The following is an 18,939-nucleotide window of genomic DNA, read 5'->3' as shown; positions in this document are numbered from 1 at the left end:
CCCGCCTCCCGGGCCCCAGAAGGAGGTCGTCTCCCGCGTCGCCGCCGGCGCCGCCGTCATCGACGAACTGGCCGCCGACCCGGAGGTGTCGGGCATCCTGCTGCAACTGAGTCCTTCCTCGCCACCATGCCCGGCACTGGCACTGGCACTGGCACGGGCACCGGCACAGGCCGGCGGCGAGCGTGCCGCCGTCCGCGTGGACCGCGCCTCGACGACGGCCACCGGGAAGCTGATCAAGATTGGCCGCCGCGACATCGAGAAGACCGGGCCGTCGGCCCGTACCCATGGTCATGGGGTCGCCCCGCCCCTGACATGGCCGACATTCGAAGAACAGGCAGCCTCATGAACGCATCCGCTTCCATCGGCGTCACCGGCCTCGGAGTGATGGGCCGCAACCTGGCCCGTAACTTCGCCCGGAACGGTTACACCGTCGCCGTCCACAACCGCTCCGCCGGCCGCACCCGCGCGCTGGTGGAGGAGTTCGGCCACGAGGGCTCCTTCGTCCCTGCCGAGACGGCCGAGGAGTTCGTGGCCGCGCTCGCCCGCCCCCGCCGCCTCATGATCATGGTGCAGGCAGGCGCGGCCACCGACGCCGTCATCGACGAGTTCGCCCCGCTCCTGGAAAACGGCGACATGATCATCGATGGCGGCAACGCCCACTTCGCCGACACCCGCCGCCGCGAGGCCGCGCTGCGCGAACGCGGCCTGCACTTCGTCGGTGCCGGCATCTCCGGCGGCGAGGAGGGCGCCCTCAACGGGCCGAGCATCATGCCCGGCGGCTCGGCGGAGTCGTACGCCGTCCTCGGCCCGATGTTCGAGAGCATCAGCGCCAAGGTCGACGGCGAGCCCTGCGCCACCCACATCGGCACCGACGGCGCCGGACACTTCGTCAAGATGGTCCACAACGGCATCGAATACGCCGACATGCAGCTCATCGCCGAGGCCTACGACCTGCTGCGCCAGGTCGCCGGGTACAGCCCCGCCGAGATCGCCGATGTCTTCCGCACCTGGAACGAGGGCCGCCTCGGCTCCTATCTGGTCGAGATCACCGCCGAGGTCCTCGCCCACACCGACCCGCAGACCGGTGGCGCGTTCGTCGACATCGTCGACGACGCCGCCGGGCAGAAGGGCACCGGCCGCTGGACCGTGCAGACCGCCCTCGACCTGGCCTCCCCTGTCACCGCCATCGCCCAGGCCACCTTCGCCCGCGCCGCCTCCGGCCAGAGCGACCTCCGTGCCGCCTACCGGGGTCTGCCCGGCGGCACCACTCCCCCGCTCAGCCGCACCGAGGCCGCGCGCTTCACCGCTCAGGTCGAACACGCCCTGTATGCCTCGAAGGTCATCGCCTACGACCAGGGCTGGAAGATGATCCTGGACGCCGCCGCCGAGTACGGCTGGAAGATCGACCTCGGCGCGGTCGCCCGGATCTGGCGCGGCGGCTGCATCATCCGCGCCTCCTTCCTCGACCGTATCCGCGCCGCCTACGCCACCGACCCCGACCTCGTCAGCCTGCTCGCCGAGGACGGTTTCGCCCAGGAGATCAGCGACGCCCAGGTCCCCTGGCGGGAGATCGTCGCCTCCGCCGCCCGGCGTGGCATCCCCGTCCCCGCGTTCTCCGCCGCACTCGCGCACTACGACACCCTGCGCGCCGACCGCCTGCCCGCCGCCCTCCTCCAGGGGCAGCGCGACTACTTCGGCGCCCACACCTACCGGCGCACCGACCGTGAGGGCTCCTTCCACACCCACTGGTCGCAGCCCGACCGCCCCGAAACCACCGCCTGACAGGGACTCGGGCCGCGCGCGATGCGGCGCGCGGGTCACTTCCGTGGGGTGGGCCTCAGCAGCAGCCTGACCAGGGCCGTGGTCAGCAGCAGTGCCGCGGCGATCAGGAGGCTGACGCACAGGCCGTGCAGGAAGCCCGCCCCGCCCCCGAGCGGGATCATCGGCGTCATCAGCAGCCAGGGCGGCGCAGAAGACCAGCAGTGCCGGCGCCAGGACGAACCGCAGGCGTACGACGTGAAGGGCCATTCCTCGGGTCGCAAGACCTTCCACCACCCCCGGGTCGGCGACGTCGCCTTCGGCTACCAGTCCATTGACGCTGGAGGGCACCGCCGGCCACCGTCTGATCGCGTACCACGCCCCGCCCGGCACCCCGGAGTACGACGCGATGCTCCTGCTCGACGCGGCCGGGAAGGCCGCAGAGCGGTCCGCGCGCCGGACAGGGGCCGGGCGACCCGCGGCCGGCCGGCGGCCCTTTCCTCAGGTGCCCTTCGGGTGACCTCGGCACGGGTGCGGCAACACCCCGTACGAGGGCTCGGGGGCGCGCCTCGTACGGGGTGGTCTCGGGCGGACGGTGCCGCGGTGGGTCAGGCCAGGGTCGCGGTGTCGATCACGAAGCGGTAGCGCACGTCCGAGGCCAGGACACGCTCGTACGCCTCGTTGATCTGATCGGCGGGGATGATCTCGACCTCGGCGCCGATGCCGTGCTCGGCGCAGAAGTCGAGCATCTCCTGCGTCTCGCGGATGCCGCCGATCAGCGACCCCGCGTACACACGGCCCTGCATGATCAGCGAGAACACGTTCAGCGACAGCGGCTCCGCGGGAGCGCCGACGTTGACCATCGTGCCGCCCACGGCGAGCAGGCCGAGGAAGGTGTCGAGGTCGAGCTTGGCGCTGACCGTGTTGAGGATGACGTCGAAGGTGCCGGCGAGCTGCTCGAAGGTGGTCGGGTCGCTGGTGGCGTAGTAGTGGTCGGCGCCCAGCCGCAGACCGTCGTCCATCTTCTTCAGCGACTGCGACAGGACGGTGACTTCGGCGCCCATCGCGTGTGCGATCTTGACGGCCATGTGGCCGAGTCCGCCGAGACCGATGACGGCGACCTTCTTGCCGGGGCCCGCGCCCCAGCGGCGCAGCGGGGAGTACGTGGTGATGCCCGCGCACAGCAGCGGGGCGGCCTCGTCGAGGCCGAGGCCCTCGGGGATGGTGACGACGAAGTCGTCGTCGACCACGACGTGGGTGGAGTAGCCGCCCTGGGTCAGGGAGCCGTCGGCGTCGATCGAGCCGTAGGTGAGCGTGTTGCCCTTGAGGCAGTACTGCTCCTCGCCCCGCAGGCAGGGCACGCACTCACGGCAGGAGTTGACCATGCACCCGACGCCGACCCGGTCGCCCACGGCGTGCCGGGTGACCTCGGAGCCTACCTGGGTGACGATGCCGGCGATCTCGTGGCCGGGAACCAGGGGGTAGGTCGCCGGGCCCCACTCGCTGCGGACGTTGTGGATGTCGGAGTGGCAGATGCCGCAGTACTTGATGTCGATGAGGACGTCGTGCGGGCCGACGTCACGGCGCTCGACGGTGGTCGGCGCGAGCGGTTCGGTCGCCGAAGCGGCGGCGTATGCGGGGACGGTAAGCACCGGTTCTCCAGTGGGGGTGAAGTTGATGGGGTTGTCGGCAGCCGGGTGGCCGCCGAAGTCCGACTAGGCGTCCGCTCCGCCGCGTGGCACCAGTCGCATCGTCGTGGAGCCCGCCACGGGGCTCGTGATGCGGGCGATGGTGTTCGCGGAGTTGCGGCCGTACTTGGTGCGGTAGGCGGCGTCGACCTCGCTGTCGGCGTCCGTCAGCGTGACGTCCTTCTCGACGCCGTCGGCCTCGATACGGCCCTCGCGGCGGGCCCGGGTGCCGCGGAACCAGTCGGAGCCCGGGCCGTTCACGGAGCGGACGTAGATCTCGTCGGGGCTGCCGCGCAGGTCACGGGGGGGGCGTCAGAGCGGGGCGCACGACCAGTGAGAGGCACCGCGGGAGCGTCGGTGCGGGAACGGCAGTGCGGGGCCCGTGCGCGTCCGGGAGGTCGGGGCCTCCTCGGACGGGCGGGCGGCGGGCGGTCAGCTCCGTGTTCAGGGCTGGACGAGTACCTTCAGTGCCTCCCGGTCGGCCATCGCGCGATAGCCGTCGGGTACCTCGTCGACGCTCACCGTGCGGTCGAAGACGCGCCCGGGTTCGATCTTCCCCTCGAGGATGTCGGGGAGGAGTTCCTCGATGTAGGCGCGGGCCGGAGCGACACCGCCGGTGAGGGTGATGTTGTTCATGAACTCCTGGAAGCCCAGCGGCACCTGGTCGTACTGCGGGGCGCCCACCCGGCTGATCGTGCCCCCCGCGCGCACCACGCCCAGCGACATCTCCAGCGCGGGCAGCGTGCCGACGCACTCCAGCACCGTGTGCGTACCGTCGCCGCCGGTCAGCTCGCGCACGCGCTCGACGCCCTCCTCGCCGCGTTCGGCGACGATGTCGGTGGCACCGAAGTCGCGGCCCAGATCGGTGCGGGCCTTGTGCCGCCCCATCAGGATGATCCGCTCGGCGCCGAGCCGTTCGGCGGACAGTACCGCCGACAGCCCGACCGCTCCGTCACCGACCACGGTCACGGTCGTACGCGGGGTGACGCCCGCCGTCACCGCGCAGTGGTGGCCGGTGCAGAAGACGTCCGACAGGGTCAGCAGCGACGGCAGCAGGGCGGAGTCCTCGCCGACGGGCAGCTTCACCAGCGTGCCCTGGGCCTGCGGGACCCGCACCGCCTCGCCCTGGCCGCCGTCCACCCCGTCCGTGGCCCAGAAACCCCCGTGCCGGCACGAGGTGTGCAGCCCCTCACGGCAGAAGTCGCAGGTGTTGTCCGAATAGACGAAGGGGGCCACCACCAGGTCTCCGGTCTTCAGTCCGGAGACCTCCGCGCCGATGTCCTCGACGACACCCAGGAACTCGTGGCCGATGCGGTCGCCGTGCTCGGTGGGCGGACGCGACCCGTACGGCCACAGGTCGCTGCCGCAGATGCACGCACGCAGCACGCGTACGACGGCGTCCGTGGGCTGCTGGATCCCCGGGTCGGGAACCTCCTCCACGCGCACGTCACCGGCACCGTAAATCAGAGTTGCTCGCATGAGTCTTTCCGATCGAGTCGTCCTGTACTTGCTCGCAGAGCGTCGAGAGCGGCGGCAGCGCCGCGTCCGGCTCGGAACAACCGGGAATTCGGGCGTCTGTCCCCTTCGGTCGAAGGGGACATTCCGGCCGTTCAAAAAGTATGGGTCCCGATATCGGGGCCCGCACTCTCACGCCTGCCTGCGATGACGACTCCGGGGCGCAGCGGTGGATCTGGTGGACGGGCGTCCTCAGACCTTCCAGGAGCGCAGCTGGTCGGCGACGGCGGGGACGCCGACGCGGGTGTCGCGGATCTTGCGGACGAGGTCGGACAGGGCTCCGTAGGGCGGGTCGATGCCCTCGCCCGACTGGTCCATGTACTGGGCGGCGACGAACGCGGCGAACAGGCTGTTGCGGTGCGGCAGCGGCTCCAGGCGCACGATGGTGTGCATCAGCGCGGCGGCGCGCCAGGCCGCGTCCGGGTCGGCCGCGGCGAGCGTGGGCAGCTTGGTCTTGTGCCGGGCGACGGCCGCGACGAGCGCGGAGTAGTCCGACACGGACATGTCCTCGCGGGCGAGGGCGGCCTCCTGGACGTCGAGCAGCCAGGCGACATCGATGGTCAGGTGCATCAGGCGGCCGCGGATCCGTCCCGGCGCTCGGCGGGCGGCACCTCGTCGGGGAACGCGTCGTCGAACTCGCCGCGCAGTCTGTCGGCCCAGGCGGTGGCGCCGGCGACGAACTGCCTGCGCTGCATCTCCCGGACACCGAGGTCGTGAAGATACTGCTTGAGGCTCTTGCCGTCGGCCGCGGCGGCCGCGCGCACTCCCTCGAGCTCCTCTTCCGTGAAGGTCACGTTCAGTGATGGCATACACGGATGGTACCTGGTTGGTACCAGGGGTGCGAGGTCTCAGGGCCGACTGAACGAACGGCCAGGGGGCGAATCGGCAGGTCCCCGACGCCGCCGATCTAAGCTCGGCGCATGGCCAAGTACTTCGACGTGCACCCCGAGAACCCCCAGCAGCGCACTCTCAGCCAGGTGGCGGAGATCATCCGCGGCGGAGGGCTCGTCGCCTATCCGACCGACTCCTGCTTCGCCCTCGGGGCCCAGTTGGGCAACCGGGACGGACTCGACCGGATCCGTTCGATCCGCCGGCTGGACGACAGGCACCACTTCACCCTGATGTGCCAGGACTTCGCACAGCTGGCCCACTTCGTACGCCTGGACAACGCGGTGTTCCGTGCGATCAAGGCCTCGACTCCGGGTAGTTACACCTTCATCCTCCCGGCGACGAAGGAGGCACCGCGCAGGCTGCTGCACCCGAAGAAGAAGACGGTCGGCGTCCGGATTCCCGACCATGTCGTCGCCCGGGCGCTCCTCGCCGAGCTCGGCGAGCCCCTGCTGTCGAGCACGCTGCTCCTCCCCGATCAGGAGAAGCCGCTGACGCAGGGGTGGGAGATCAAGGAGGAGCTCGACCACGTGGTGGACGCGGTCCTCGACTCCGGCGACTGCGGCGTCGAGCCGACGACCGTCATCGACTTCTCGCAGGGCGAGCCCGAGATCGTACGACGAGGAGCGGGCGATCCCTCCCGGTTCGAGTGAGCGGGGCGAAGGGGCCGGTCAGAACGCGGGGCCGCTGACTTTCCAGATCCGGGTGGCGACCTGGAGGTTGAAGCGGCTGTCCACCTCGTCGAGCCTGCGACCGCTGACCTCCCTGATGCGCTGCAACCGGTAGCGGAGCGTGCTGCGGTGCACGGCGAGGGCCTGCGCCGTCTCGTCGTAGTTGCCGCCGTGGTCGAAGTACCGGGTGAGGGTGTGCACCAGGTCGGTGCCATGGGCGTTGTCGTAGTCGAGGAGCGCGCCGAGCCATTCGCGGACGAAGTCGGTGACGTCTCCCGCGTCCTTGTCCCGGGCCAGGATGCGGTAGAGGCCGAGTTCCTCGCAGGTCGTGGTGCCGTCCGCAGGGTGGGACTGGCGGCGTACGGCGAGCGCGCGGACGGCCTGGTCGAAGGAGCGCGGGATGTCCGCCACCGCCTCGCACAGGCTGCCGATGCCCACCGCGCCGTGCGGAGAGCCCACTTCGTCGGCGAGGGCCTCGTACAGACCCGAGTCGCGCGGCTCGCCCCGGACCACGAGCACCGCCATGTCCCCTCGCCGGGCCAGCAGCGACCGCAGGCCCAGTCCCTGCACGGCACGTCCCACCACTCCCAGGAAGCGGTCGTCGGCGACCGTTCCCCGCCACTGTGCGACCGTGACGTGGTGCGGTCCGTGCAGGTCGTGGCCGACGGCCTCGGCCCTGGCGTACGCGCCGCCGTCGTCGGCGCCGATGAGCAGGTCGTCCACAAGTTCCCGGCGCAGCCGCAGCTCGGTCTCCGCCAGACTGCGACGGTGGGCCAGTTCCAGGGACAGTGCCGTGCAGGCGTGTTCGAGGGCGAACATTTCGGCCCCGCCCGCCGTGCCGTCGGGGTCGATGAGCTCGATGCTGCCGAGGGGCTCTCCGTGGTGGCGGGCCAGTCCGATGAGGCGTCCCTCGTGGCGGATCGGACCGAGCTCGCGCATCGCGTCGTGCATGAGTTGCTCGCGCTGGAGCGGATCGGGCTTGGTGTCCGCCTCGGGCGGGAGCGGCCCCGCCCGGGCGAGGAGGTTTCCGAAGCGGTCCTCGACACGGGTGGCGAGGCCGGTCAGCTCGTACACGGCGGCGGCGATGCCGTGCTCCCCTTCGTCGGTGACGGAGGTCCGGGCGAGGACGTCGTGCACGGTGCGCTGCTCCTCCAGCTCCGCCACCAGCGCGGTGAGTCGTTCGTTGACCGCGTCCCGCTCCTCGATCGCCCGGAACAGCTGTCTGGCGTACTCGCGGTCGCGGCGGCGGGCTTCGGCGTTGTAGAGCGCGGCGCCGGTCGTCTGAGCAAGGGCGTAGACGAGGAAGCGGTCCTCATCGGGAGGCGGTTTCCCGGCGCTGACCAGCAGGTAGCCGAGCAGCCCGCCGGAGCTGCGCAGGCCCGCTGCCCAGCCCCAGCCGCCCTCCCGGAAGTGGACGGCGCCGTCCTCCCCTCCCAGCGCGGTCAGCTGTTCGACCGGGTCGGTCAGATCGCGCGGAGCCCGGCCGCCGAGGGTCCGTGTGCTCGGCGTGGCCTCGAGCTCGAAGCGGCCGTCCCTGAGCATGTAGCAGCCCTCGGGCCGGCAGTCGAGGAGGCGTGGCACCTCGTCCATGGCCAACTGGAGGATCTCGTCCGCCGGACGGCCGTCGAGCATGGCCACGGCCAGTACGAACACGTCGTACAGGCTCGCCGACTGCTTGCGTCCCCAGCCGGTCAGGGCGGTGGTGGGCGCCCGGCTGCCGAGGCCGCGTGGTGCGATGCTCCGGTGCGCCGCACTGGTCGCGTCGTCGGCCGTGCCAGACATGCCGCAATACTAGCTTTCGCCCCCTTTCTCCGCTTCTTGCGCCGGTCACAAGTGGGGTTCTCGCAGCGGCCACGCGTGGGGCGGAACACCGACCGGGAGCCGGGGCGGCTCCCTGACCGCCTCGCGCGGCGCCTCGCTGTCTCCTGCACTCCCAGGGGGAGAGAAGGGGCCGAATTTCGCCCCGCCGGGAGCAGGCGTCGTCCTTCGTCCCGTAACACCCTGGCAAGGACGGAACCCACGACCCGGGTCCGCCGGCCGGCGCCCGCGGACCCGCGGACCTCACCTGAAGACAACCGCCGCCACCGGAGACGGGCGGACGCCGGGGGTGGCAGGCGAAGGAGTTCCTCATGGGCAAGGCAGTCGGAATCGACCTGGGCACCACCAACTCGGTGATCGCCGTATGGGAGGGCGGTGAAGCGACCGTCATACCCAATGCCGAGGGCTCACGCACCACGCCCTCCATCGTCGCCTTCACCGACAGCGGCGAACGGCTGGTGGGTCAGCTCGCCAGGCGCCAGGCGATCCTCAATCCCAAGGGCACCATCTATTCGGCCAAGCGGTTCATCGGCCGGCACTTCGACGAGATATCCGACGAGGCCAAGGCGGTGGCGTACGACGTCGTCGAGGGCGAGGGTGGAGTCGCGCGCTTCAAGGTGCGCGACAAGCTGTACGCGCCGGAGGAGATCAGCGCGCTGGTGCTGCGCAAGCTCGCCGACGACGCCGGCAAGCAGCTGGGCGAGAAGGTCACCGAGGCCGTCATCACGGTGCCCGCGTACTTCAACGACGCCCAGCGCCAGGCGACCAAGGACGCGGGGCGCATCGCGGGGCTCGGAGTGCTGCGGATCATCAACGAGCCGACGGCGGCGGCGCTGGCGTACGGCATGGAGAAGAAGCAGCACGAGACCGTGCTCGTCTTCGACCTCGGTGGCGGCACCTTCGACGTGAGCATCCTGGACGTCGGTGACGGGGTCGTGGAAGTGCGCTCGACGGCGGGCGACAGCCACCTCGGCGGCGACGACTTCGACCGTCGCCTCGTCGACCTGCTCGCGGACGGCTTCCAGAAGGAGAACGGGATCGACCTGCGCAAGGACCCACAGGCGCTGCAACGGCTTTTCGAAGCCGCGGAGAAGGCCAAGACGGAGCTGAGCTCGGTCACACAGACACAGGTCAGCCTGCCGTTCATCACCGCGGACGCCGCCGGCCCCAAGCACCTGACCGAGACGATCATGCGGTCCACGTTCGAGAAGATCACCGCCGACCTGGTCGAGCGGACCATGGAACCGGTCAGGCAGGCGATGGCCGACGCCAAGACCAGCGCGAACGACATCGACGAGGTCATCCTCGTGGGCGGCTCGACGCGCATCCCGGCCGTGCAGAACCTGGTCCGCCGGCTGACCGGCGGCAAGGACCCGAACATGAGCGTCAACCCCGACGAGGTCGTGGCGCTGGGCGCCGCGATCCAGGCGGGTGTGCTCAAGGGCGAGGTCAAGGACGTCCTGCTGCTCGACGTGACCCCGCTGTCGCTGGGCGTGGAGACCCGCGGCGGTGTGATGACGAAGATCATCGACCGGAACACCACGATCCCGGTCCGCCGCTCGGAGACCTTCTCCACCGCGGAGGACAACCAGGAGGCCGTGGACGTCGTCGTCCTGCAGGGCGAGCGCGAGATGGCCGCCGACAACCGGGTCCTGGGCCGCTTCCAGCTGAAGGACATCCGCCCGGCACCGCGCGGCGAGCCGCAGGTCGAGGTCGTCTTCGACATCGACGCCAACGGGATCCTGAACGTCACCGCACGGGACAAGGACACCGGCAAGGAACAGACCATCACCATCAGCGAGGGCTCCAACCTCGACAAGGGCGAGGTCGAGCGGATGGTCCAGGAGGCGGAACAGCACCGCGGCGAGGACCAGGCGCTGCGCGACGCCGTGGACGCCCGCAACGAACTGGACGCCGTGGCCTACCAGGTGGAGCGCCGGCTGAACGAGCTGGGCGACGCGGTGCCCTCTCACGAACGGGCCCGGGCGGACATGCTCGTCGCCGATGCCCGTGAGGCGGTACAGCAGGAGGCGTCCCCGGACAAGGCCAGGCCGCTGACCTCCGAGCTCCAGCAGGTGCTGGCGTCGCTCGCCCAGTACCAGACGGGCGCGGCCGCACAGGCCCAGGCCGGAACCGGGACGGAGGACACCGCCAGGGCCACGGCAGCATCCGGCGACGACGTGATCGACGCGGAATTCGACAAGAGCTGAGGAGCCGTCATGGCCACCGAGCAGGAGCCGACGACGCCTCCGGAACAGCCGGGCGAGACCTCCTCGCACGTGCCGGAGGCGGACGAGCAGGCGGCCGCCCTCGACGAGATGCGCGACCGCTGGCGCCGCGCACTCGCCGACGTGGACAACCTCCGCAAGCGTCACGCGAAGGAACTGGAACGTGTGCGGGCCGAGGAGCGCGCCCGCACCTCGGCGGCCTGGCTGCCCGTCCTCGACAACCTGGAACGGGCGCTGGCCCACTCCGACTCCGATCCCTCCGCCGTGCTGAAGGGCGTCGAAGCCGTACGCGACCAGGCGGTGGAGGTGCTGCGCGGCCTCGGATATCCCCGCTACGAGGAGACCGGTGTGCCCTTCGACCCGACCCGGCACGAGGTCGTCGGAGTCGTCGACACCCCCGACGCCGAGCCGAACACCGTGGCCCAGGTGGTGAGCCCGGGCTACGGGGCGGACGGAAAGCAGTTGCGCCCCGCCTTCGTCGTGGTCAGCAAGCGGCAGGAGTGACGCCTCATGGCACGGGACTACTACGACGTGCTCGGGGTGACGCGCACCGCGAGCGCCGAGGAGATCCAGCAGGCCTTCCGCAAGCTGGCGCGCAAACACCACCCCGACATCAACAAGGACCCGGGAGCCGAGGAACGCTTCAAGGAGATCAACGACGCGTACAGCGTGCTGTCCGACCCCGCGACCAGGCAGCGCTACGACCGCTTCGGTGAGAACTTCCGGCAGATCCCGCAGGACTACGACGAGCGGGTGGCCGCGGGGGCGGGCGCCCGGGGCGGCTGGAGCGCGGGCGTCGGAGGGGCCGGAGGTGGAGGCGGCAGAAGCGGGGTGCGCTTCCGCACAGCGGACGGTGTCGACTTCGACGACTCCGGCGTCGACTTCGAGGACCTGTTCGGCGGGATCTTCGGACGCGGCAGGAGCGCGGGCGGCGGCTGGGGGCCGGTGCCGGGCGCCGACCAGGAGGCAGAGATCCAGCTCGGCGTCGAAGAGGCGTACCGGGGCGGCAAGCGCGGCATCACCCTGGGCGGTCCCAGCGGGCAGCGCACCTACGACGTCAACATCCCGCGCGGGGTGGTGGACGGGCAGCGCATCCGACTGGCCGGAGAAGGCGGCAGGGGCAGCCCCGACGCCCCACCGGGCGACCTGTATCTGCGCGTGCGGATCAAGCCCGACGGGCGGTTCCGGCTGGAGGGCCGCGACATCCACGTGGTCCTCCTGGTGACACCGTGGGAGGCGGCACTCGGCGCGACCGTGCCGGTGTCCACCCCCGGCGGCACGGCCAAGGTCACCGTCCCCGCGGGCTCCTCCAGCGGCCGCCGGCTGCGGCTGCGCGGCGAGGGCATGCCCAACCCGCGCGGCGAGGACGGCGACCTGTACGCGGAGGTCCGCATCATGGTGCCGCCGGAGGCGACCGCCCGTGAGCGTGAGCTCTTCGAGGAACTGGCCGCCGCGTCCGCCTTCGACCCGAGGAGGCCCCGATGACCACAGCTCCCCGTCCCGGCGGCGCGCACCGCCGTACCGCCACCCCGGTACCCCGCCCGGCTCTGAACATCGTGGTCCGCGCCGCCCCGCTCGGACCGGCCCATCGGCTCGGTCTCGACGCCGTCGCCACCCGATCCGGGCTCCATCCGGATCTCGTACGCCGGTTCGTCACCCTCGGCCTCGTCGACGCCACCCGGGACGCCACCGGGCGACTGTGGTTCGAGCCGTCCGCTCCCGCCACCCTCGCCCGCATCCAACGACTACGGGCCGCGCTCCCCCTCAACTACGCCTCCCTGGGTCTGGTGCTCGATCTGCTCGACCGGATCAGTGAGTTGGAGGACGCTCTGAGGCGCAGCAACGCCGGCTCCAGGAGTGATGAATCGTGGATATGAACCGGCTCACCCAGAAGTCCCAGGAGGCGCTTCAGGAAGCGCAGACCATCGCCGGCCGGCTGAACCAGACCGAGGTCGACGGCGAGCATCTGCTCCTCGCCCTGCTCGACCAGCCCGACGGCCTGATACCGCGGCTGATCGACCAGTCGGGCGCCGACACCCGGGGCTTGCGCACCGCGCTGAACGAGGAGTTGGCCCGCAGGCCGAAGGTGACCGGCCCCGGTGTCACGCCCGGGCAGGTGTACGTCACCCAACGGCTGGCGAAGGTACTGGACTTGGCCGAGCAGGAGGCCAAGCGGCTCAAGGACGAGTACGTGTCCGTCGAGCACCTGGTGCTGGCACTCGTCGACGAGGGGTCCCGCACGGCCTCCGGACGGCTGCTCAAGAAGTACGGCGTCACCAAGGACGGGTTCCTGGCCGCGCTCACCCGCATCCGCGGCAACCAGCGCGTCACCTCGGCGACGCCCGAAGCGGCGTACGAGGCACTGGAGAAGTACGGCCGTGATCTGGTCGCCGAGGCGCGCAGCGGCAGAATGGACCCGGTGATCGGCCGGGACGCGGAGATCCGCCGGGTCATCCAGATCCTGAGCCGCAAGACGAAGAACAACCCCGTCCTCATCGGTGACCCGGGTGTCGGCAAGACCGCCATCGTGGAGGGGCTCGCCCAGCGCATCGTGAGGGGCGACGTACCCGACGGGCTGCGCGACCGGACGATCTTCTCGCTCGACATGAGTTCGCTGGTGGCGGGCGCCAAGTACCGCGGCGAGTTCGAGGAACGGCTGCAGGCCGTACTGAGCGAGGTCAAGGCGGGCGAGGGACGCATCCTGCTCTTCATCGACGAACTGCACACGGTCGTCGGCGCGGGCGGCGGTGCCGAGGGCGCGATGGACGCCGGGAACATGCTCAAGCCCATGCTCGCGCGCGGCGAATTGCACATGATCGGCGCCACCACCCTCGACGAGTACCGCAAGTACGTCGAGTCCGACGCGGCCCTCGAACGCCGCTTCCAGCAGGTACAGGTGGACGAGCCGAGCGTCGAGGACACCATCTCCATCCTGCGCGGACTGCGCGAGCGCCTGGAGGTCTTCCACGGTGTGAAGATCCAGGACACCGCGCTGGTCGCGGCGGCGACCCTCAGCCACCGCTACATCTCCGACCGGTTCCTGCCGGACAAGGCCATCGACCTGGTCGACGAGGCGTGCGCGCGGCTGCGTACCGAGATCGACTCCATGCCCGCCGAACTGGACGAGATCACCCGCAGGGTGACCCGTCTGGAGATCGAGGACGCGGCGCTCGCCAAGGAGACCGACGCCGCCAGCCAGAAGCGACTCGACGAGCTCCGCCGCGAACTGGCCGACCTGCGCGCCGAGGCCGACGCCATGCACGCCCAGTGGGAGGCCGAACGCCAGGCCATCCGCCGGGTGCAGGAGCTGCGCCAGGAACTGGAACAGGTCCGGCAGGAGGCCGAGGAGGCCGAACGCAGCTATGACCTCAACCGGGCCGCCGAACTCCGCTACGGCAGACTCACCGAACTCGAACGCCGCCTCGCGGCGGAGGAGGAGGCGCTGGCCGCCAAGCAGGGCGAGAACCGGCTGCTGCGCGAGGTCGTCACCGAGGACGAGATCGCGGAGATCGTCGCCGCCTGGACCGGCATCCCCGTCACCCGCCTCCAGGAGGGCGAGCGCGAGAAGCTGCTGCGCCTGGACGAGATACTCACCGAGCGGGTGATCGGCCAGGACGAGGCGGTCAAGCTGGTCACCGACGCGATCATCCGGGCCCGCTCCGGGATCCGGGACCCGCGCCGGCCGATCGGCTCGTTCATCTTCCTCGGCCCCACCGGTGTCGGGAAGACCGAGCTGGCCAAGGCGCTCGCCGCGGCGCTCTTCGACTCCGAGGAGAGCATCGTCCGCCTGGACATGAGCGAGTACCAGGAACGGCACACCGTCAGCAGGCTGGTGGGAGCGCCTCCCGGATACGTCGGCTACGAGGAGGGCGGCCAGCTCACCGAGGCGGTGCGCCGCAAGCCGTACTCCGTGGTCCTGTTCGACGAGATCGAGAAGGCCCACCCCGACGTCTTCAACATCCTGCTGCAGGTGCTCGACGACGGCCGCATCACCGACTCCCAGGGCCACACCGTCGACTTCCGCAACACCGTGATCATCATGACCTCCAACATCGGCTCGGCCCACCTGCTGGACGGGGTGACCGCCAACGGCGAGATCAAGCCCGACGCACGGGTGCTGGTGATGAGCGATCTGCAGAGCCACTTCCGGCCCGAGTTCCTCAACCGCGTCGACGACATCGTGCTGTTCAAGCCGCTCGGCATGGCCCAGATCGAGCGGATCGTGGAGCTGCAGTTCGACGACCTGCGCCGCCGGCTGGCCGAACGGCAGATCACCGTCGAGCTCACCGACGCCGCCCGCGAACTCATCGCCGAACAGGGCTTCGACCCCGTGTACGGAGCCCGGCCGCTGCGCCGGTACATTTCGCACGAGGTCGAGACGATGGTCGGCCGAGCGCTGATCCGCGGTGACGTGCAGGACGGTGCGACGATCCGCGTCGACGCCCAGAACGGCGAACTCGTCGTCACCTATGGCGGGCAGGCCACACCGGACGTGCGGAAAGCCGCGTGAGTGCGGTGACCACGAGCACGAGCACGACGGTCGTCTGCGACCACTGCGGCCGCAAGAACCGGTTGCCGGCGGCGGCCCGGGGCACGCCGCGCTGCGGGAACTGCGCGTCCCCGCTCGCGTGGATCGCCGACGCCGGCGACGCGGACTTCGCGGAGGTCGCCGAACAGGCGAAGCCGTACGTCGTCGTCGACCTGTGGGCCACCTGGTGCGGGCCCTGCCGGATGGTCAGCCCGGCTCTGGAGCGGGTCGCCCACGAACTCGCCGGGCGGGTCAAGTTGGTCAAGGTCGACATCGACCAGAATCCGCGGCTCGCCCAGCGGTTCCAGGTGCAGGCCGTGCCGACGCTGCTGCTGCTCGACAAGGGGGAGGTGATCGCGCGCAAGACGGGAGCAGCGCCCGCGCCGGCGCTGAAGCAGTGGGTGGAGGACACCCTGGCCGCCCCTCGTTGAACCTGGCCGCGCGTCGTTGAACGGGGCCGTCGGCGCTCAACCCGTCAACGCCAGTCGGGAGCACCCGAGGCCGGCGACAGCAGAGATTCGATCTTCATCCGCATCTCCCGCATGACGGCGACGATACGGGCCTCATGCTGCTCGGTGAGCCGGGCCACCGGAACCGAGCAGCTGATCGCGTCGACGGCCGGCGTGTCGTAGCGCAGGGCGAAGCCGAAGCCCGCGATGCCGGGCACCGTCTCCTCGCGGTCGATGGAGTAGCCGCGTTCCCTTACCTCCGCGAGGTCCGCGAGCAGGGTGGCCGACTCGGTGTGGGTGTTCTCCGTGAGAGCGGGCAACGGCTGTGCCGGAAGCGACAGTCCGCTGTCCGGACGCTCGGCGAGCAGGGCCTTACCGAGGGCGCCGGCATGGGCAGGGACCCGGCGGCCGACCCGGCTGAGGGTGCGCGCGTACTCGTGGGACTCGCGGGTCGCGAGATAGACGACGTCGGCGCCGTCGAGGCGCGCCAGGTGAATGGTCTCCCCGAGCGCGTCCGAGGCTTCGTCGAGGTAGGGGCGGACCACCCGTACGTGCCGGTCGCTGTCCAGATAGCTGGTGCCCGTGAGCAGGGCACGGATCCCAATGCCGTACAGCGAACCGGTGGTGTCGGTACGCACCCAGCCGTGCTCGACGAGGGTCTGCAGCAACTGGTACATGCTGCTGCGCGGCACCCCCAGTTGCGCGGCGAGTTCGTCCAGCCGGGCCGGCCGGTCGCCCCGCCCGGCGAGCAGTTCCAGCAGCGCGACCGTGCGGGCCGCCGACTTCACTTCTCGGACACCACTGCTCTCCGGCATGGGGCCCATCGTAAATCCGCCTTGCCGCACCCATTGACCCCGCGCGTTCACGAACCTAGCCTCCATCTTCATACATAGATGCCATCTGCATATGAGGACAAAGTTCATGACACGGTTCAGTGCGGCGGCCGAGGACGTGGCCAAGCGACTGCGGGACGGCATGGCGGGCGGGGTGCTGTCCTTCCCGCTCACGAGCCTCCGGGAGGACGGCGGTCTGGATCTGGCGGCGTACCGGGCTTACCTGACCGCCCAGTTGGCCAGCGCGCCGGGCGCGGTGTTCCCCGCCTGCGGTACCGGAGAGTTCTTCTCGCTGGACGAGGACGAGTACCGCGCGGTCGTCGGGGCCACGGTCGAGATCGCCGACGGACGGCTGCCCGTGGTCGCGGGTATCGGCTACGGCTGGGCGCAGGCGCTGCGTTTCGCCCGGATCGCGGAGGAGGCGGGCGCGGACGCCGCGCTGGTACTCCCCCACTACCTGGTCACGGCCCCGCAGGACGGGCTGGTGGAACAACTGCGGCGGATCGCCTCCGGCACCTCTCTGCCGCTGATCGCCTACCAGCGCGGTCAGGTCGCCTTCACCGCCGACAGCCTGCGCCGGATCGCGGAGATCCCCACGGTCATCGGCCTCAAGGACGGACACAGCGACCTCGACCGCCTCCAGCGCCTCACGCTCGCGGCGCCCGACGGCTTCCTCTTCTTCAACGGCGCCTCCACCGCCGAGATCCAGGCCCGCGCCTACGCCACCGTGGGCGTCCCCGCCTACTCCTCGGCGGTCCACGCCTTCGCGCCCGAGATCGCGAACGCCTTCTTCGCCGCCCTGCGGGACGGCGACGACGCGAGCGTGACCGAACTCCTGCGCGACTTCTACGTCCCGCTCGTCGAGCTGCGCGACCGGGTCCCCGGCTATGCGGTGTCACTGGTCAAGGCCGCCGCCCGGCTGCGCGGCCTGCCGGTCGGCCCGGTCCGGGCGCCGCTCACGGACCCGGGCCCGGACGACCTCGGCGCGCTGGCGAAGGTGCTCGACGACGGTCTGAAGGTGGTCGGAGCCGTACGGCGATCCGACTGACAGATAACGACATCTGTCATCCGTCGCCTGTCATCTGTCACCTGTCACCTGTCACCTGTCATTCGCAAACCGTCATCGGCCCTCTGCCATCTGCCATCCGTCACCCGGTCCAACCAGTTCAAAGGGGAACTGAGACGTGCCGCTCCTCGTAGTCGGGATCAGCGTGCTGGTCCTGCTGCTGCTCATGACCAAACTCAAACTGAACGGCTTCGCCGCCCTGCTGCTGGTGGCGGTGGGCGTCGGCCTGGTCCGCGGGATTCCGTTGGAGAAGATCCCGGACGTCCTCTCGGAAGGCATCGGCGGCCAGGTCGGCGACACGATGCTCACCATCGGGCTGGGCGCCATGGTCGGCCGTGTCATGGGGGATTCGGGCGCCGCCCAGCGCATCGCCGGCAAGCTCCTCGACGCCTTCGGCCCGCGCGGCGTCCAGGTCGCCATGGTGGTGACGTCGATGCTCATCGGCGTGACGATGTTCTACGAGGTCGCGTTCATCATCATCGTGCCCATCGCGTTCACGCTGGTAAGGGTGACCGGCGCGAAGCTGCTGTGGGTCGGGCTGCCGATGTCGATCGCCCTGTCGACCATGCACAGCTTCCTGCCGCCCCACCCCGGTCCCACCGCGGTGGCCGCGACCTTCCACGCGTCCGTCGGTGTGACACTGTTCTACGGCCTGTTCATCGCCGTCCCGGTCGGCGCGCTCATCGCCCTGGTGTGGCCACGGCTGCCGTTCATCAGGGCGATGAATCCCTCGATCCCCCAGGGCCTGGTCAGCGAGCGGGTCTTCCAGGACGAGGAGATGCCCGGGCTCGGCTGGTCCCTGGGCGTAGCCCTGTTCCCCGTGGTGCTGATCGCCGGTGCCGCCGTGACCGACATGGCCACGTCCGGTTCGAGTCCGTTCCTGCACTTCGTCGCCTTCATCGGATCCGCGCCGATCGCACTGCTGCTGACCCTGCTGCTGGCGGTCTGGGCGTTCGGCCCGCGCATCGGCCGGAGCCTCGCGGAGGTCAGCGCCTCCTGCAACTCCGCCGCCCAGGCGATGGCCATGATCCTGCTGGTGATCGGCGCCGGCGGCGCCTTCAAGAACGTCCTCGTCGAGGGCGGGATATCCGACTACATCAAGGACCAGACGCAGGGCTGGTCCATCTCGGCGATCGTCCTCGCGTGGCTCATCGCGGTCATCCTCCGGGTGGCACTGGGCTCGGCGACGGTCGCCGTCGTCACGGCCTCCGGCGTGGTGCTGCCGCTCCTGGCGGGCAGCGGGGTACACCCCGAGATGATGGTGCTCGCCGTCTGCTGCGGTTCGATCGCCTTCTCCCACGTCAACGACCCCGGATTCTGGCTGTTCAAGGAGTACTTCGACCTCTCGGTCGTCGAGGCGATCAAGGTCCGCACCACGTACACCACCGTGTTGGCCGTCCTCGGTCTGGGCGGTGTCCTGGCGGTCGAGTGGGCTCTCGACGTCCTCAGCCTCTGACCGCAGCCCCCCATCACCCCCGTACCCAAGGACTTTGAGAA

18 protein-coding genes are annotated in these 18,939 nt (G+C 70.4%); 10 read left to right on the top strand and 8 right to left on the bottom strand.

Annotation, left to right across the window (positions count from 1 at the left end):
* Nucleotides 1–342 precede the first annotated feature (342 nt).
* Nucleotides 343–1,782 carry an NADP-dependent phosphogluconate dehydrogenase gene (gene gndA / locus ABZ656_RS06705; protein WP_101406825.1) on the top strand — a complete coding sequence of 480 codons (1,440 nt, stop codon included), beginning with the start codon at nt 343–345 and terminating at the stop codon, nt 1,780–1,782.
* Between the two features lie 35 nt (nt 1,783–1,817).
* Here the strand turns inward: gndA and ABZ656_RS06700 are convergent, their stop codons facing one another.
* From ABZ656_RS06700 to ABZ656_RS06675, 6 genes are all read right to left on the bottom strand, one after another.
* The gene (locus tag ABZ656_RS06700) at nt 1,818–2,042 is read right to left on the bottom strand and encodes a hypothetical protein (protein WP_360265241.1); all 225 of its coding nucleotides are present in this window, start codon (nt 2,040–2,042) and stop codon (nt 1,818–1,820) included.
* A gap of 324 nt (nt 2,043–2,366) precedes the next feature.
* On the bottom strand, nt 2,367–3,410 hold the full coding sequence (locus ABZ656_RS06695) for an NAD(P)-dependent alcohol dehydrogenase (protein ID WP_360265238.1): 1,044 nt from the start codon (nt 3,408–3,410) through the stop codon (nt 2,367–2,369).
* Nucleotides 3,411–3,473: 63 nt separating this feature from the next.
* Nucleotides 3,474–3,722, bottom strand: coding sequence for a DUF2255 family protein (locus tag ABZ656_RS06690; protein ID WP_360265280.1), 249 nt, complete (start codon nt 3,720–3,722; stop codon nt 3,474–3,476).
* A gap of 168 nt (nt 3,723–3,890) precedes the next feature.
* Nucleotides 3,891–4,925, bottom strand: coding sequence for an alcohol dehydrogenase catalytic domain-containing protein (locus ABZ656_RS06685; protein WP_101406828.1), 1,035 nt, complete (start codon nt 4,923–4,925; stop codon nt 3,891–3,893).
* A 228-nt stretch (nt 4,926–5,153) separates the two neighbouring features.
* Nucleotides 5,154–5,531, bottom strand: a complete 378-nt coding sequence (locus tag ABZ656_RS06680; RefSeq protein ID WP_054229421.1) for a hypothetical protein — start codon at nt 5,529–5,531, stop codon at nt 5,154–5,156.
* Nucleotides 5,531–5,770, bottom strand: coding sequence for a hypothetical protein (locus tag ABZ656_RS06675; RefSeq protein WP_067374823.1), 240 nt, complete (start codon nt 5,768–5,770; stop codon nt 5,531–5,533). Before ABZ656_RS06675 ends, ABZ656_RS06680 begins: the two co-directional genes overlap by 1 nt.
* 111 nt (nt 5,771–5,881) lie before the next feature.
* Here ABZ656_RS06675 and ABZ656_RS06670 point away from each other — a divergent pair, with 111 nt between their 5' ends.
* On the top strand, nt 5,882–6,502 hold the full coding sequence (locus tag ABZ656_RS06670) for an L-threonylcarbamoyladenylate synthase (RefSeq protein ID WP_101406829.1): 621 nt from the start codon (nt 5,882–5,884) through the stop codon (nt 6,500–6,502).
* An 18-nt stretch (nt 6,503–6,520) separates the two neighbouring features.
* On the opposite strand, the gene ABZ656_RS06665 is transcribed toward ABZ656_RS06670, so the two are convergent.
* Nucleotides 6,521–8,302 carry a helix-turn-helix domain-containing protein gene (locus ABZ656_RS06665; RefSeq protein ID WP_101406830.1) on the bottom strand — a complete coding sequence of 594 codons (1,782 nt, stop codon included), beginning with the start codon at nt 8,300–8,302 and terminating at the stop codon, nt 6,521–6,523.
* Between the two features lie 347 nt (nt 8,303–8,649).
* On the opposite strand from ABZ656_RS06665, the gene dnaK reads away from it, so the two are divergent.
* Genes dnaK through trxA form a run of 6 tightly spaced genes read left to right on the top strand, consistent with a single transcriptional unit; the run spans nt 8,650 to nt 15,525 of the window.
* Nucleotides 8,650–10,548: a molecular chaperone DnaK gene (gene dnaK, locus ABZ656_RS06660; RefSeq protein ID WP_360265233.1), complete on the top strand. Its 1,899-nt coding sequence runs from the start codon at nt 8,650–8,652 to the stop codon at nt 10,546–10,548.
* Between the two features lie 9 nt (nt 10,549–10,557).
* Nucleotides 10,558–11,070: a nucleotide exchange factor GrpE gene (locus ABZ656_RS06655; protein WP_101406832.1), complete on the top strand. Its 513-nt coding sequence runs from the start codon at nt 10,558–10,560 to the stop codon at nt 11,068–11,070.
* Between the two features lie 6 nt (nt 11,071–11,076).
* Nucleotides 11,077–12,051: a DnaJ C-terminal domain-containing protein gene (locus tag ABZ656_RS06650; RefSeq protein WP_360265229.1), complete on the top strand. Its 975-nt coding sequence runs from the start codon at nt 11,077–11,079 to the stop codon at nt 12,049–12,051.
* Nucleotides 12,048–12,443 (top strand): chaperone modulator CbpM, encoded by a 396-nt coding sequence (locus ABZ656_RS06645; RefSeq protein ID WP_101406834.1) that lies wholly within the window; start codon nt 12,048–12,050, stop codon nt 12,441–12,443. Before ABZ656_RS06650 ends, ABZ656_RS06645 begins: the two co-directional genes overlap by 4 nt.
* Entirely contained in the window at nt 12,434–15,076 is a 2,643-nt protein-coding gene (gene clpB / locus ABZ656_RS06640) for an ATP-dependent chaperone ClpB (RefSeq protein ID WP_101406835.1), read from the top strand. The genes ABZ656_RS06645 and clpB overlap by 10 nt, the downstream gene beginning before the upstream one ends.
* 5 nt (nt 15,077–15,081) lie before the next feature.
* Nucleotides 15,082–15,525, top strand: coding sequence for a thioredoxin (trxA, locus tag ABZ656_RS06635; protein ID WP_101408362.1), 444 nt, complete (start codon nt 15,082–15,084; stop codon nt 15,523–15,525).
* A gap of 44 nt (nt 15,526–15,569) precedes the next feature.
* Here the strand turns inward: trxA and ABZ656_RS06630 are convergent, their stop codons facing one another.
* Nucleotides 15,570–16,358: an IclR family transcriptional regulator gene (locus tag ABZ656_RS06630; protein ID WP_101406836.1), complete on the bottom strand. Its 789-nt coding sequence runs from the start codon at nt 16,356–16,358 to the stop codon at nt 15,570–15,572.
* A gap of 106 nt (nt 16,359–16,464) precedes the next feature.
* Here ABZ656_RS06630 and ABZ656_RS06625 point away from each other — a divergent pair, with 106 nt between their 5' ends.
* Together ABZ656_RS06625 and ABZ656_RS06620 are read left to right on the top strand one after the other, a co-directional pair.
* Nucleotides 16,465–17,424, top strand: a complete 960-nt coding sequence (locus ABZ656_RS06625; RefSeq protein ID WP_101406837.1) for a 5-dehydro-4-deoxyglucarate dehydratase — start codon at nt 16,465–16,467, stop codon at nt 17,422–17,424.
* Between the two features lie 136 nt (nt 17,425–17,560).
* On the top strand, nt 17,561–18,898 hold the full coding sequence (locus ABZ656_RS06620; RefSeq protein WP_360265224.1) for a gluconate:H+ symporter: 1,338 nt from the start codon (nt 17,561–17,563) through the stop codon (nt 18,896–18,898).
* Nucleotides 18,899–18,939 lie beyond the last annotated feature (41 nt).

The organism is Streptomyces sp. NPDC007095 (assembly GCF_040634475.1).
GTDB lineage: Bacteria > Actinomycetota > Actinomycetes > Streptomycetales > Streptomycetaceae > Streptomyces.
This window is presented reverse-complemented; position numbering and strand designations above follow the sequence as displayed.